At 45.0% G+C, this 12830-nt stretch carries 16 protein-coding genes; 2 read left to right on the plus strand and 14 right to left on the minus strand.

From position 1 onward, the window contains the following. Positions 1–177: 177 nt before the first annotated feature. Positions 178–891, plus strand: a complete 714-nt coding sequence (locus OIT45_RS00185) for a TIGR00266 family protein (protein ID WP_199404694.1) — start codon at positions 178–180, stop codon at positions 889–891. Positions 892–994: 103 nt separating this feature from the next. On the opposite strand, the gene OIT45_RS00190 is transcribed toward OIT45_RS00185, so the two are convergent. From OIT45_RS00190 to OIT45_RS00230, 9 genes are all read right to left on the minus strand, one after another. Then, entirely contained in the window at positions 995–1396 is a 402-nt protein-coding gene (locus tag OIT45_RS00190) for a DUF3021 family protein (protein ID WP_199404693.1), read from the minus strand. Between the two features lie 9 nt (positions 1397–1405). Beyond that, positions 1406–1849, minus strand: a complete 444-nt coding sequence (locus OIT45_RS00195) for a LytTR family DNA-binding domain-containing protein (protein ID WP_199404692.1) — start codon at positions 1847–1849, stop codon at positions 1406–1408. Then, positions 1846–2685 (minus strand): ABC transporter permease, encoded by an 840-nt coding sequence (locus OIT45_RS00200; RefSeq protein ID WP_199404691.1) that lies wholly within the window; start codon positions 2683–2685, stop codon positions 1846–1848. The genes OIT45_RS00195 and OIT45_RS00200 overlap by 4 nt, the downstream gene beginning before the upstream one ends. Next, positions 2678–3493 (minus strand): ABC transporter ATP-binding protein, encoded by an 816-nt coding sequence (locus OIT45_RS00205; RefSeq protein WP_199404690.1) that lies wholly within the window; start codon positions 3491–3493, stop codon positions 2678–2680. The genes OIT45_RS00200 and OIT45_RS00205 overlap by 8 nt, the downstream gene beginning before the upstream one ends. Before the next feature lie 191 nt (positions 3494–3684). After that, positions 3685–4857 carry a multidrug effflux MFS transporter gene (locus OIT45_RS00210; RefSeq protein ID WP_135797689.1) on the minus strand — a complete coding sequence of 391 codons (1173 nt, stop codon included), beginning with the start codon at positions 4855–4857 and terminating at the stop codon, positions 3685–3687. Positions 4858–4935: 78 nt separating this feature from the next. Continuing rightward, a complete protein-coding gene (gene mgtE, locus OIT45_RS00215; RefSeq protein WP_242458296.1) occupies positions 4936–6324 on the minus strand; it encodes a magnesium transporter in 1389 nt (462 codons plus the stop codon). A gap of 22 nt (positions 6325–6346) precedes the next feature. Continuing rightward, positions 6347–7258, minus strand: a complete 912-nt coding sequence (locus OIT45_RS00220) for an RluA family pseudouridine synthase (protein WP_199404689.1) — start codon at positions 7256–7258, stop codon at positions 6347–6349. Next, on the minus strand, positions 7258–8073 hold the full coding sequence (locus OIT45_RS00225) for an NAD kinase (protein ID WP_003608012.1): 816 nt from the start codon (positions 8071–8073) through the stop codon (positions 7258–7260). Before OIT45_RS00225 ends, OIT45_RS00220 begins: the two co-directional genes overlap by 1 nt. A 29-nt stretch (positions 8074–8102) precedes the next feature. After that, positions 8103–8708, minus strand: coding sequence for a GTP pyrophosphokinase family protein (locus tag OIT45_RS00230; protein WP_056973359.1), 606 nt, complete (start codon positions 8706–8708; stop codon positions 8103–8105). A gap of 340 nt (positions 8709–9048) precedes the next feature. Between OIT45_RS00230 and OIT45_RS00235 the strand changes: the two genes are divergently transcribed. Further along, positions 9049–9675 carry a DsbA family protein gene (locus tag OIT45_RS00235; RefSeq protein ID WP_199404688.1) on the plus strand — a complete coding sequence of 209 codons (627 nt, stop codon included), beginning with the start codon at positions 9049–9051 and terminating at the stop codon, positions 9673–9675. A gap of 56 nt (positions 9676–9731) precedes the next feature. On the opposite strand, the gene OIT45_RS00240 is transcribed toward OIT45_RS00235, so the two are convergent. The 5 genes from OIT45_RS00240 to OIT45_RS00260 form a co-directional block, all read right to left on the minus strand. Next, complete coding sequence (locus tag OIT45_RS00240) at positions 9732–10250, minus strand: YfcE family phosphodiesterase (protein WP_199404687.1); 519 nt, start codon at positions 10248–10250, stop codon at positions 9732–9734. Between the two features lie 3 nt (positions 10251–10253). Beyond that, complete coding sequence (locus tag OIT45_RS00245; RefSeq protein ID WP_199404686.1) at positions 10254–10850, minus strand: XTP/dITP diphosphatase; 597 nt, start codon at positions 10848–10850, stop codon at positions 10254–10256. An 18-nt stretch (positions 10851–10868) separates the two neighbouring features. Then, entirely contained in the window at positions 10869–11714 is an 846-nt protein-coding gene (gene racE / locus OIT45_RS00250; protein WP_264339747.1) for a glutamate racemase, read from the minus strand. Between the two features lie 111 nt (positions 11715–11825). Next, entirely contained in the window at positions 11826–12449 is a 624-nt protein-coding gene (locus OIT45_RS00255; RefSeq protein ID WP_199404684.1) for an HAD family hydrolase, read from the minus strand. Positions 12450–12508: 59 nt separating this feature from the next. Next, the gene (locus OIT45_RS00260) at positions 12509–12820 is read right to left on the minus strand and encodes a hypothetical protein (protein WP_161691420.1); all 312 of its coding nucleotides are present in this window, start codon (positions 12818–12820) and stop codon (positions 12509–12511) included. Positions 12821–12830: the final 10 nt, after the last annotated feature.

A 12830-nucleotide genomic window follows, 5' to 3' on the forward strand; every position in this document is an offset into this window, starting at 1 on the left:
ATATTTTTATTTATTACTTTATGTGAGTATAATACCCAACCTTCCAAAACTTTGCACGTAAAAAGGGTTACCTAAAATAATTATTTCTGATTCACATTCGGAATAAGCATTGTTATAAGCTTTTCAGTTACAATTTCGATATACTAACACTATAAAAATATATCGAGGCAAACAAAAATGGATTACAAGATCGAATCTAATATGCAATTCCCGTTGGTCAGCTATGACTTGTTACCAAACGAAACGGTACGAATTCAAAGTGGTGCGATGGTTTATCACACTGGCGACACTGAGCTTAAAGGTCGTTTGAACGCAAACGGTGGCTCAGGTATCGGCAAGTTGATCCGTGCTGCCGGTCGTTCAATGGTCAGCGGTGAATCAGTCTTCATCACTGAAGTTACTGCTGGTTCTCAAGGTGGTGAGTTGGCCCTCGCCCCTAATGTACCTGGTGCCATTCAAGCGTTGGAAGTCACACCTGACAAGACTTACTACTTGAACGACTCAGCCTTCCTTGCAATGGACGGTACAGTGCAATACTCAATGGAACGCCAATCATTGGGCCGCGCCTTCTTTGGTGGCCAAGGTGGCTTGTTCGTTATGAAGACGAGCGGTGAGGGGACATTGTTGGTCGCTGCATTCGGATCAATCAAGGAAATTGATTTGCAAGATGCCCACGACTTCACCATCGACAACGCTCACGTGGTTGCGTGGGAAACATCATTGAACTATGACATTCACCTTGAAGGTGGCGGTGTCATTGGTTCAATCGGCACTGGTGAAGGTGTCGTGAATACATTTAACGGAACCGGAAAGATTTTGATTCAATCATTGAATATCGAAAACTTTGCGAATGTCCTAAAGCCATTCATGCCACAACCATCATCAAATTAATGACAGCAAAAAAGACGACGCACATGCGCCGTCTTTTTTCATAGCGAATCATTTAAGCGTGACTATCACTTAATTGCGTTCCAGCATTAATGTGCTGAAAACGCTAGTCAGTTCGTTGTCGCTTTTTTATTTGATTATTGATTCGACGGCGATCATCGCGTTCCCACCACCACATGCCAATCCATATAATGAAATAAATAAGCAACGTGTACCCAATTTCAAAGTGAACTGTCAATTTGATTGCATCAAAATACCTGTTAGTTAAAATAACGGTGGTCACGGTTAACACAAAATGCAACACGAAAAGTTGGTAAAAAGCAATATCAAGATATCGGAACAACGCTGAATACAAGCCAATAAATCCACTCATTACAAGAACCGCAATGACTTCTGAACGTTGTAATGTGACTTGAGGACCGGTGAGGATAATCAAAATCATCATAACCAGCGAGCCGATTAAATCGCCAATAACCCACCGGCGAAGCATATCAATTAGTATTTTCATGTTGCCCTCCTATAACCCCAAGTGTCGCTTGAGTTCTGGCAAATAACGTCGACTGACATCTATCTTAATGCCTCGTCGCATAACCGCCACCATGCTACCGCTGAAGCCAGCTTCGAGCGATAGCAAGCCGTCTAAGTTAATGACATTCTGCTTAGACACTTGTACAAACAGATTCGCATCTAATTTTTGGAGAATCATTTTGAGTGTGCCATGGGCAACCAAGTTTTCTTCATTCGTATAGTACGTTAACGTTTCACCCGTCACCGAAATAGCAATAATCTCATCGAAATTTTTCAACATCGTCCGATCTTCAGTTGGAATCGCGATTCGACGTTGCGCTGTGTCTTGTTCAACCATCTGCACAATATGTGCAACATCAGCTGAAAGTGTCGCTGCTTTAATAACAAGTTCATCCGCTGCCATTGTTCGATCCAACTCTACCCGAATCTTCATATCATATTTGAATCCCTTCTACGTAATACGGCAACGCCCAAAAATGCAGTATAAACAAGCAAAAATACTGCAACGATGAGCAGCAACACGTTTGATGATTCGAGCGTAACGCGATTAATTGTGAACGTCAATCCCAGTAGGTCTTTTACGTCGCTAGGCAAACTTGATTGCGGTATTAAAACCTGTCTAAACAACGTCGATACATAAGGAGCAGGTGTCAGACCAATAACGTTCTGGGCCCCCCGGCTCAAAGTCCCTACTGGAATATAGACGGTCGCAAAGAACCCTGCCGCGGTTCCGATAATCGATCCCATTCGTCCCAAAGTATCACTACTATTTACTGGGAAGGTTAACAAGGCATTTAGCATCACCCACAAAACACTAGTAAATATAATCAAACCAACAGCTTGTCCCATTTGAGTTAATGATAAAGTGATTTTATCAACACTAGCAAAGTAACCAAATATCACAATAAACACAATCAATTGCATCAATACGCCAATCATGTACGTTGAAATCAAATAACTCAGCCGAATTCTAACTTTTGACACACCACTAACTAAGAAATCAGCAATCGTCCCTGATTCTAAGTCCCTGACGAACAAGCTCATGCCTGTAAACGTCGTTGTAATGCCTGCAACTGCAATGGTTCCTGATAGCAACCAAAAATCCAAAACAGCCTGTCCATTGACTACGTGTGTGAAGCTCTGTGCTAAATTGTGCTGCAAGAATACTGAATACAAAACAAATGAAATCAACGCCCCCAATAATGACATAAACACGTTGCTAGGCGAACCGAAATATAAGGTCAATTCCCTTCGAACAAGACTAAGCATGCGTGCCCTCCTTCACCAAACTGACAAAAATATCGTCCATCGTGACAGGTCGATAATCAAAATCATTCCAAGCCGGTTGGTTGCCTAAAATTCCCGGCACCTCATTTGGCAACACACCAGAAAATGTTTGCGTGGTACCGTCAGCTAAGTTAACAACCAGTCGTCGCTGTTTAAAACGCGATTTCAGCTCCTGCCGTGACAAAGCTCTCGTGACTCTTCCTGACTGCATCATATAAACAAAATCTGCATCTTCGGCTTCTTCAAGATAATGTGTCGTTAACAAAACAGACATTCCCATCTCTGAACGTAAACTGTGAATTTGTTGCCAGATTAATTGACGTGTTTGAATATCAAGCCCTGTGGTCGGCTCATCTAATATCAATAATTCCGGCTTTCCCAACAGTGCGCGCACGATATCCACCTTGCGTTTCTCACCACCCGACAGTACACCATACTTCTTTTGCAACAAGCTATCCTCTAACTCAAATCTTTCTAGCAAATCCTGTCGCCAAACGTTATCAATATCAGAATATAAGGCTTGCCTGAACGCCAAATTTTTTTCAACCGTCAACCGACTATCCAAGATACTTTGTTGAAATACCACGCCGATTGGCTTTTGCAGACCCGATATAACTTCACCACGAGTCGGTGATAACAAACCTAAAATCATTTTAATCGTCGTTGATTTACCAGCACCGTTAGTTCCTAGCAATGAGACAAATTGACCCACCGCAATTTCGAGATTTACTAGTTCCACGATGTTTTTACCGTTTATTGTTTTTGTTAAGTCCTTCAATTGAATTAACATCTTGCTAACTCCTTTTTATTTGATGGACTAATATTACCCAATTATTCAATGGCAAAATCACTATTTTGGATAACAGGTTAAAATTCACGGGTAACTTGCTTAAAAGTATAGATAATTGTACATATCATCTAATGGGTACAATGAAGCCATTTAGACGCAAAAAGACGGAACCAGCTACGGTTCCGTCTTTTTTAACGCTTAATGCGACTGAAAATTGAGACACCAATTACTTGTACAACAACAATCAACACTGCCATTGGCAAATACGTCGTTTCACCAAACAACCCGACGATTGGTGACATCAAACCACCAAGGGCGTAACGTGCCAAACCAAGCAACGCTGATGCTGAACCGGCGTTTTCTTGCTGTCCTTGCATCCCCAACGCTGTCGTCAAAGAAATAATTCCCCCGACCGTTGAAACAACGATGAACAGCGGTGGCAAAATCATCCAAATTGACTTTGGCATAAAGGCCGTTGCCAACAACCACAAGCCACCAATGAACGCGACACGAATAAACCACTTCAAGGCCGTGTACTCACCAAACTTGGCAGCCCAGCGACCTGACATGCTCGACATAAAGGCAATTCCTGCCCCGTTAATGGCGTAGACAATCCCAAATGTTGTCACTGACAAGCCAAAAATCTTTTGCAAGACGAATGATGATCCTGAAATGTAGGCGAACAAGGCCGCCGTCATAAAGGCTTGCGTCAACGCGAATAGCACGAATTGGCGTTGCTTAAACAACTTACCGAACCCTGCTACAACAGATTGCTTTTCTTGTGGCGCTATCTTTTCAGCTGGCAACGTCTCAGGCAATGAGAAAAGTACGCCAGCGAACAAGAGCACACCAAGCACCGCCAATACCCAGAACGTCATTTGCCAATCAGCCCAGGCGATAATGATGCCACCGAATACCGGTGCCAATACTGGGAACACCCCATTAATCGTTTGGTTAATCGCGATTTGTTGCGTCAATGTCTTACCCGTAAACAAATCAGTAATCACAGCCAATGACAACACGATACCAGTTGATCCAGCTAGTCCTTGCACCAAACGGAGCACAATTAGCACCCAAATATTCGGTGCAAAGACAATCGCTGCTGAACTCAATGCAAACGCTATTGTCCCCCACAACAACGGCTTACGACGACCGATACGGTCAGACCACGGTCCGACAATCACTTGTCCTAGTGCCAACCCCAGTAGTGACGCCGTAATCGTCACTTGCGCCAATGAAGTTGATGTGTGTAAATCTTGTTGCAACTCTGGCAACCCTGGCAAGTACAAATCCATCGCTAGTGGTGAGAATGCACTCAAGACCCCTAGCAGGAATAGCTGTAGCTTTCCAATACTCTTTTTCATATCCTTCACCTTCAAATAAAAAACGACCCGCAACGAGCCGTTAAATTTCTATAATTAAGTATAGCCTTTTGCTTACTTTCACGCACTAACAAAGTGAGTGATAAATAGTCCAGCGATGTTGAAATAGATAATAACTGACGTCAAATCAGACAGTGTTGAGATAAATGGTCCCGATGCAACTGCCGGATCCACCCCAATCTTATCCATAATCAACGGAATAAATGATCCAGCCACATTCGCCACCAAAATGGCGACACCCATGGCCAAACCAACTGCCACACCTAGTAGCAAGTTTGCTTTCCAGACCCAAACGACTAAGAAAATCGTTACCCCAGCTGTCGTTCCAATCATTGCACCAATCAAAACCTCGGTTAACAACATCCGAAGCAATGAACTGGTTTCTTGCAAGGCGATTCGACGCACTGACACGGCCAACGATTGCGTGCCAGCATTACCGGCGGTACCCGTAATCAACGAAATGAACACAGCCAGAATTGATGCTTGTTGGACCAACCCATCAAATGTATTGATGACACTGGCTGTTCCCATTCCCAAGAAAATCAAGCCAATCAACCATGGCAAACGCTTCGTCGCCGACTTAAAGGGATTCTCCTCCAGAGTGACGACGTCGACACCGGCCAAGCGTGAGTAGTCTTCGGCAGCCTCTTCATCGATAACATCCACGATATCGTCAACTGTGATAATTCCGACTAACTTGTCCTTCACCACAACAGGCATCGAAACAAAGTTATAGTCGGCCATCAAACGGGCGACATCCTCTTGATCATCGCTGGGTTCAACGGTAATCAGGTTCGTATCCATCACTTCTGAAACACGTGCCTCGTCCGGCCAAACAATCAAGGAACGCAGTGAGATAACACCAACTAGCGTCTCGTCATCATCAACCACATAAATGTAGGTGATTTGCTCAGCTTCTTGGGCAGCGCGCTTCACGGCCGTCATAGCTTGGCCAATTGTCAAATTTTGATTGATGGCCACAAACTCGGTTCCCATCAAAGAACCGGCCGTGTCATCTTCATAATTCAACAAGCGCCGAATTTCATCAGCGTCCGTCTTTGGCATCAAGGCCAAGTACATTGCTAATTCGCGGGGTTCCACTTCTTCCAACAAATCTACCGAGTTGTCGGTGTACATCTGGTTCAGCATTTGCGCCGCATAGCGTGGTGACATTTCTTCCAGCAAATCGTTCAAATCAACGTCTTCTGGCTCGATTTCGTCAAAGACGGCCGCCAATTCAGTTGGCGTCAACCACTCAATAATTTGGTGACGTAATTGCGAAGGCAATGTCACATAAAAAACGGCCTGATCGTAACCGTGCAGTTCGTCAAAGCCGTCTAAGAACGCCTCACGCTCGCCGTGTTCCAAATATTGAACAAGGTGGTGGGCCTGGTCGGACAGTTCATCACGCATCTCCTCTGTGATGTCATCCATCATGTTATCTGCCATGAAACTATCCTCCCCTATATTTTTAATTTTCGTCTGGTGTCACTTGGAACCCATCCAAGACATCAACGATATCTTGTGGTAGCGCACTTTGTACCGTGCGTTCCATTTGTGCGAATGGGTCGTAGAAGCGCAACCAGTAGGCGTGCAACGCTTGACGGGTAATGCCGCGATCCATCGGACCACCATAAATTTCGTCACCAATCAACGGGTGACCAAGGTACTTGAAGTGCACACGAATTTGGTGCGTACGCCCCGTGTGCAATTGCACGCGAACCAAGGTTTGGTTACCAAAACGCTTCACTACCCAGTACTCCGTTTGAGATGGACGACCATCTTCGCGGACCTCACGACGAATAAAGTCATCATCCATACGACCGATTGGCGCATCAATGAAGCCATAGTCATCTTCTAAATCACCGTCAACAATCGCATAGTAACGCTTGTCGACTGAGTGTGTTTGCAATTGCTTATCCAGCAAGCCGTGTGCAAAACGGTGCTTGGCAAGCAAAGCGACCCCTGACGTAAATCGGTCCAAACGCGTCACCACGTGTGGCACCAAGTCTTCAGCGCCTGAACGCGCCAAATATCCCTTTACACGGTTAACCATGGTGGTCTCACGGTCAGCCTTTCCAGGTACTGACGTCACGCCAGCTTCTTTTTCAACGACCAACCAGTTTTCGTCTTCAAACAAAACCGTGATTGGTAAATCAGACATTGCCACAACTTCGTTTGACTCTTCAGGAGGCATCACAATCGTGACCTTATCACCAGGCTTCACTTCATCAACGGTACGCACTTGCTTACCGTCCAGCAAAACTGAGCCACCACCACGCTTCACAATTGAAAACATGCGGTGTGACACGCCACGTTGTGCCAAAAATGTCTTAATTTTCAAGGTCTCATCGCCTTGGTTTGTCCAACTAAATTGGGCCATTAGTTTACCTCCGTGCCGATGAAACTTGATTGGACACGATGCCAGAAATGCATGTGTCGGTACTCAGCAAATTGAATTTTTGTTTGGGCGACACGGAACTCAATCCAGTCGATGTTTGAGGCAATCTTGCTCAAGTGGTCGAAACTCAACGTTACAGCAGCGCCATCATTTTCTAGTTGCACACGAATAACTTCGTGACTACCGATAATCAGTGGTGAACCAAGTGTTCGGAAGACACGACTGTTGATTGAGGCGATTTCAGCCAATTGAATTGCTTCAAGACTTGGGTGCATCACAGCACCACCGATAGCCTTGTTGTAGGCCGTTGAACCAGTTGGTGTTGAGGCTGTTAAACCATCCCCACGGAAGCGCTCAAACAGCTCACCTTGAATATAAACATCCGCTACCAACGTTCCCAAAGGACGCTTGATCGCTGCTTCATTCAACGCTAACACACGCTCCTCACGTCCATCAGTATAACGAACGCGAGCTTCCAACAATGGGTACTTGACCGTACGTGACTCTTCATCAGCCACCAAGCTATCGATAAGTTCATCGATTTCAAAGTGTTGCCAGTCAGCGTAGAACCCCAAGTGTCCCGTGTGCACACCTATAAAGCGCACAAAAGCCAATTGATCGGCGTAGTGGTGGAATGCACCTAGCAACGTACCATCACCACCGACAGAAATCACAACGTCCGGGTGTTCATCATCAAAGACAATGCGATCCGTATTGCGCTCTGCTAATTTCTCTTTAAATAAGGCAACAACAGCTTTTGATTGTGCGCCGTTGTTACTATAAATTGCTAGTTTCATGCTAGTCGTCTTCTTTCCTGCTACCTGGATTAGGCCTCGGTATGATTGTCTAACCCATTGTGTAACTCTGAGAACAATTCGTCAACGCGGATGCTCAATTCAGCAACCTCACGCAACTTCTCAGTCATTTCTTCAGTATATTCACCGTCGTACTTGTAATTAATCGCGTGTTCAATCGTTGCCCACACATTCATTTGCATTGTACGTACTTGAATTTCGGCCAAAATCTTCTTTTCGCCAGTGATTGTTTGAACTGGATACTCAATCACGATGTGGTAAGAACGGTACCCGGATGGCTTAGCATTCGTTACGTAATCCCGTTCTTCCAAAATTACCATGTCTTTACGTTGGCGCAGCAAATCAACAATCTTGTAGATGTCTTCTGTGAACTGCGTCATGATTCGGACCCCCGCCAAATCTTCCATATCTTGTTCCAAACGTTCTAGGTCGATGTGACGGCGAACTGCTTTTTCCTCGATATTCGGAATCGCTTTAACACGCCCAGTCACAAACTCAACCGGCGTCTTCACACCGGCCAATTCAAATTCCGTGCGCATACCACGTAACTTGACCTTAAGTTCGTCCACAGCCTGAACGTACGGTTGTAGTAATTTCTCCCACTCAATTTGTGTCATGTCGTTATCCCCCGACTTTTTTCTCACTTCCTCTATTATAGCAAAACGACCAGCCTTTTTCCCGCTAATTCTTTGCCCTAAATACAAGACATTAGAAACAAATTTTCAGCATTTTAGGTCTAAATGCGCTATGCTTATTACGGTTAAAAATTCACAAAACTTCCGCATCTCACGCACAAGTTTTGTGACACTTGTTGCAATCTGGTTAAGAGTTGATAATATTGCGAATTTTGAAGCTTGCAAGTTAGACACCGACCGTTTGAACAGGTAATATAATCGAGGATATGAAAAAGACATTTTTTCACATCCATAAGAAAAGTTTTGGAGGTCGTGGCTCATTATGTTAGAGGTGTACCACTTCGTGAACCCACTTTCCGGTGACTGCTTAGAGACCGAAAAGAAACTAGCGACATACGTAGAACAATCAAATAAAAAAGTTGCCATGCAAATTATCCCCGTTGTGACGATGCAATCTGCACGCGAAACGGCGATGGCAGCCTCAAACTCATTGCATCCTTCTTTGCACGATTTGAACGTCGTCTCACAGACACTTTATCAAGTAGCTGTTGATACTAAGGCGGCACAATTCCAAGGCAAGAAGGCGGCTCGTGAGTACTTGATGGCTACTCAACAGGCCCTATTACAGGGACACGCCTATTCTGATGAGTTGGTGATGCAAACTGTTAACGATTTGGCATTGGACCAGGAAATGTTTGTTGAGGATCGCAATAGCGACCTTGCTGTGCAAGCATTCCGCGCTGATCAAAATTTGGCAGCCGAAATGGGTGTTCGTAACTTCCCTGCATTGGTGGTTTACGACACTGATCGTTCTGAATATGCCGTCAGAACCGATGATTTTTCTGATGAGCATTTGACCCGACTTTTCTTGTCGGCAACTCGTCAGCGGCTAAGAGAATATGACGGCTTCCTGCACAACGGTGGCGTCACAGAAGTAGAAGAAGGCTAAAAGAGACCTAGCAAGGCGGTAACCCGTCCTGCTAGGTCTCTTTACTTTATATTTGATTAACGCTTAAACGTAAAGCGTAGGCCATCTACTGGCTTCATATCGCGCGTGTAGAATTGCACGATAAATTGTGCTGGCTCAACCGTCAAAATGGCATACGTCCCACCAAGGTAGGCGTATTGTCCCTTTGGCAATGAAATTGAACCTGGGTTGATGAACAGACGGCCATCAATCTCTTCAGCTCCCAAAACGTGCGTGTGACCTGACAAAACCACATCAACACCCTTAGCTGAAGCAACTTCACGCAATTGGTTCAATGATACCTCAGTGTGTACCAAGTGACCGTGCGTTTGGTATGCCGTGAAGTTATCATCCTTGTAATCGCGGTCATCTGGGAACATTGGATCTGTGTCCATGTTTCCGATAACTGGCAATAAGTCGTTGAACAACTCATCAGAGCGTGACAACTCTGAATCACCGTTGTAAAACATGGCCTTTACCTTACCGCGGTAGTGATTCACGACGTCCTCCAAAATTTGGCGATCGCCGTGTGCATCAGAAATAATCAAGTAATCCATGATTTAATCCTCCCACCAGTCTTTAAACTCAGTCATAAATTCACGCAAGGCCGCCCCACGGTGCGAAATTTCATTCTTCTCAGCTGGCGTCAATTCGGCCAACGTCTTGTCGAATGGCTCGTAGTAGAATAATGGATCGTACCCAAAGCCACCTTCACCGCGTGGTTCACGCAAAATGCGACCATCGACCTTACCAGCAGCAACCAAGCGCTTACCATCTGGCTTAATTGCCACGATGACTGCGTGGAATGATGCGGTACGGTCAATGTCAGGTGTACTTTCAAGCTCATGCAACAACTTTGCATTGTTAGCTGCATCATCATGATCACCTGCGTAACGTGCTGAGTGAACACCCGGTGCACCATTCAAAGCATCAACCATCAAACCGGCATCTTCAGCAACTACCGGCACACCAAATGCGTGCGCAATCGTTTCCGCTTTGATCGTCGCATTCTCTTGGAATGTCGTCCCATCTTCAATGATTGCTGGTACATTGTCCAATTCGTTCAATGACACAACTTCAATACCAAGTGGTGTTAGGAACTCGCGGAATTCGCGTACCTTACCTTCGTTCTTTGACGCAAAAATCAACTTTGCCATGAGGCCCCCTTTATGACTTTAGTCTGTAACAAATTCGTTCAACACTAGTGTATCACCAACGATATCCAAGTGCTTAACTGTCATTTCCTTATCATCCAACCAACGACCACCAATCGTGGCAAAACGCTTTACACTACCAGTTGTAAAGTATTCGTCGTTCGTGTGATCAGCTGGGTTTGCTGCTGCGTGACGCAAATCATACTTGTCCAAGAATTCGACAACCGTTGAAATCGTTTCGGCACCTGAGTTAACCAACGTTACTTGAGGTCCCATCGCTTCTTGAATGAAGCCTTCCATCAATGGGAAGTGCGTGCATCCAAGAATCAACGTATCAACTTGGTGGTTCTTAAAGTACATCAACTTTTCCTTAACCACTTGGCAGGCAAATTCTGAGGTGTAGTCGTGGTTTTCGGCCACATCAACAAATTCTGGTGCGGCAAGTTGTACAACGTTTGCTGCACGGTTACCTTGCAACAAACCGTTGTAGTAAGCCAATGACTTAACCGTTCCGGCCGTTGCGATAACACCAATTTCACCGTCCGTTGACTTGCGCAAAGCGGCATCGACACCAGGTTGGATAACACCAACAACTGGGATGTCTAGCTTTGCTTGAAGGTCAGGAAGTGCGGCCGCAGTAGCTGTGTTGCACGCCACGACCAGCATCTTGATATCCTTCTTCAGCAAATAATTAACCATTTGCCAAGTGAAGCCGAGGACTTCATCCTGTGGGCGTGGACCATAAGGCATACGCGCCGTGTCCCCCACGTAGTAGACTTGTTCATCAGGAATTTGCAGCAAGGCTTGCTTGACCACGGTCAACCCACCGATACCAGAATCGATGTAACCAATTGCACGATTATCCATTATCTTCACTTCTTTCGTTTTTTCTAAGTCTTCATTATAACATTGAGACGCCTTTTCAGGTAACTAGCAGTGAAAAAGTAAAAGACCTGGTAAAGGACCAGGTCTTTTCGCTTACTTTTCAGCCAACTTTAAGATATCAGCAGGTGTTTCAAAAATATAATCTGCTTCATCGTTAAAGACAGCGCGATCACGGACACCCCATGAGGCCATTCCAAACTTAATACCGGCATTGTGTGCAGCATGCATGTCGTGTACTGAATCACCGATGTAAATTGACTCTGAAGGCGTTGCATCCAAATCAGCCATTGACTTCAAAATCGGATCAGCGGCTGGCTTCATCTTTGGCGTTTGACCCGCAAAGACGAAATCATCGAAGTAGCCGTTGATATCAAAGTTATCAGCGTGATCAGCGAACTCTTCTGGCGTGTTAGAGGTCACAATCCCCATCTTAACCCCGGTCGCCTTCAAGTCAGCCAACATGTCGTGAATGCCGTCAAATAGCTTCACTTCGTTCCAGAAATCGTGGTAGTGACTTTGCCACTGCTTCTGCATTTCTTCTGGGTTTTCGATGTTGAACTTAATCAACGCATCCAATGAAGGCAACCCGAAAATGGCGTATAGCTCCTCATATTCTTTATGAATACCGTTGGCTTCCAAAGTGAATTGCAATGACTTCATGTACATGCTCTCTGTGCTCAACAATGTGCCATCAACGTCAAAAATGAATGTCTTCATAGTCCTGTGAACTCCTCAATACTTAGTGGTTTCATTATAGCACGTGGTTTTCGTCATGATTAGCGTTGAACGGCACGCATGCCCACCGTCATCACCGTTAAGACGATTACCGCTAACAACTGACCAAGCATGACGCGTTGCAATGCCATCCAGTAGGCATGTTCAAGCGGAACAGCCAAGACTACGGTTGCTAAAACAACGATCACTGTCGCGACACAACAACTAGTCCGCGTTGAAACACGTTTTAAGAAGAAATATAACGTCATCGTCGCAATAATAGCTGGCAAAATAATCAAAAGTGGATGTACACCAATTAGTGGTGTGAGTAAAATATCGCTTATATAAATTAGTAATAACAGGATTTGAACCATCAGTTTATCC

This window comes from Weissella sp. LMG 11983 (assembly GCF_025908495.1).
GTDB lineage: Bacteria > Bacillota > Bacilli > Lactobacillales > Lactobacillaceae > Weissella > Weissella fermenti.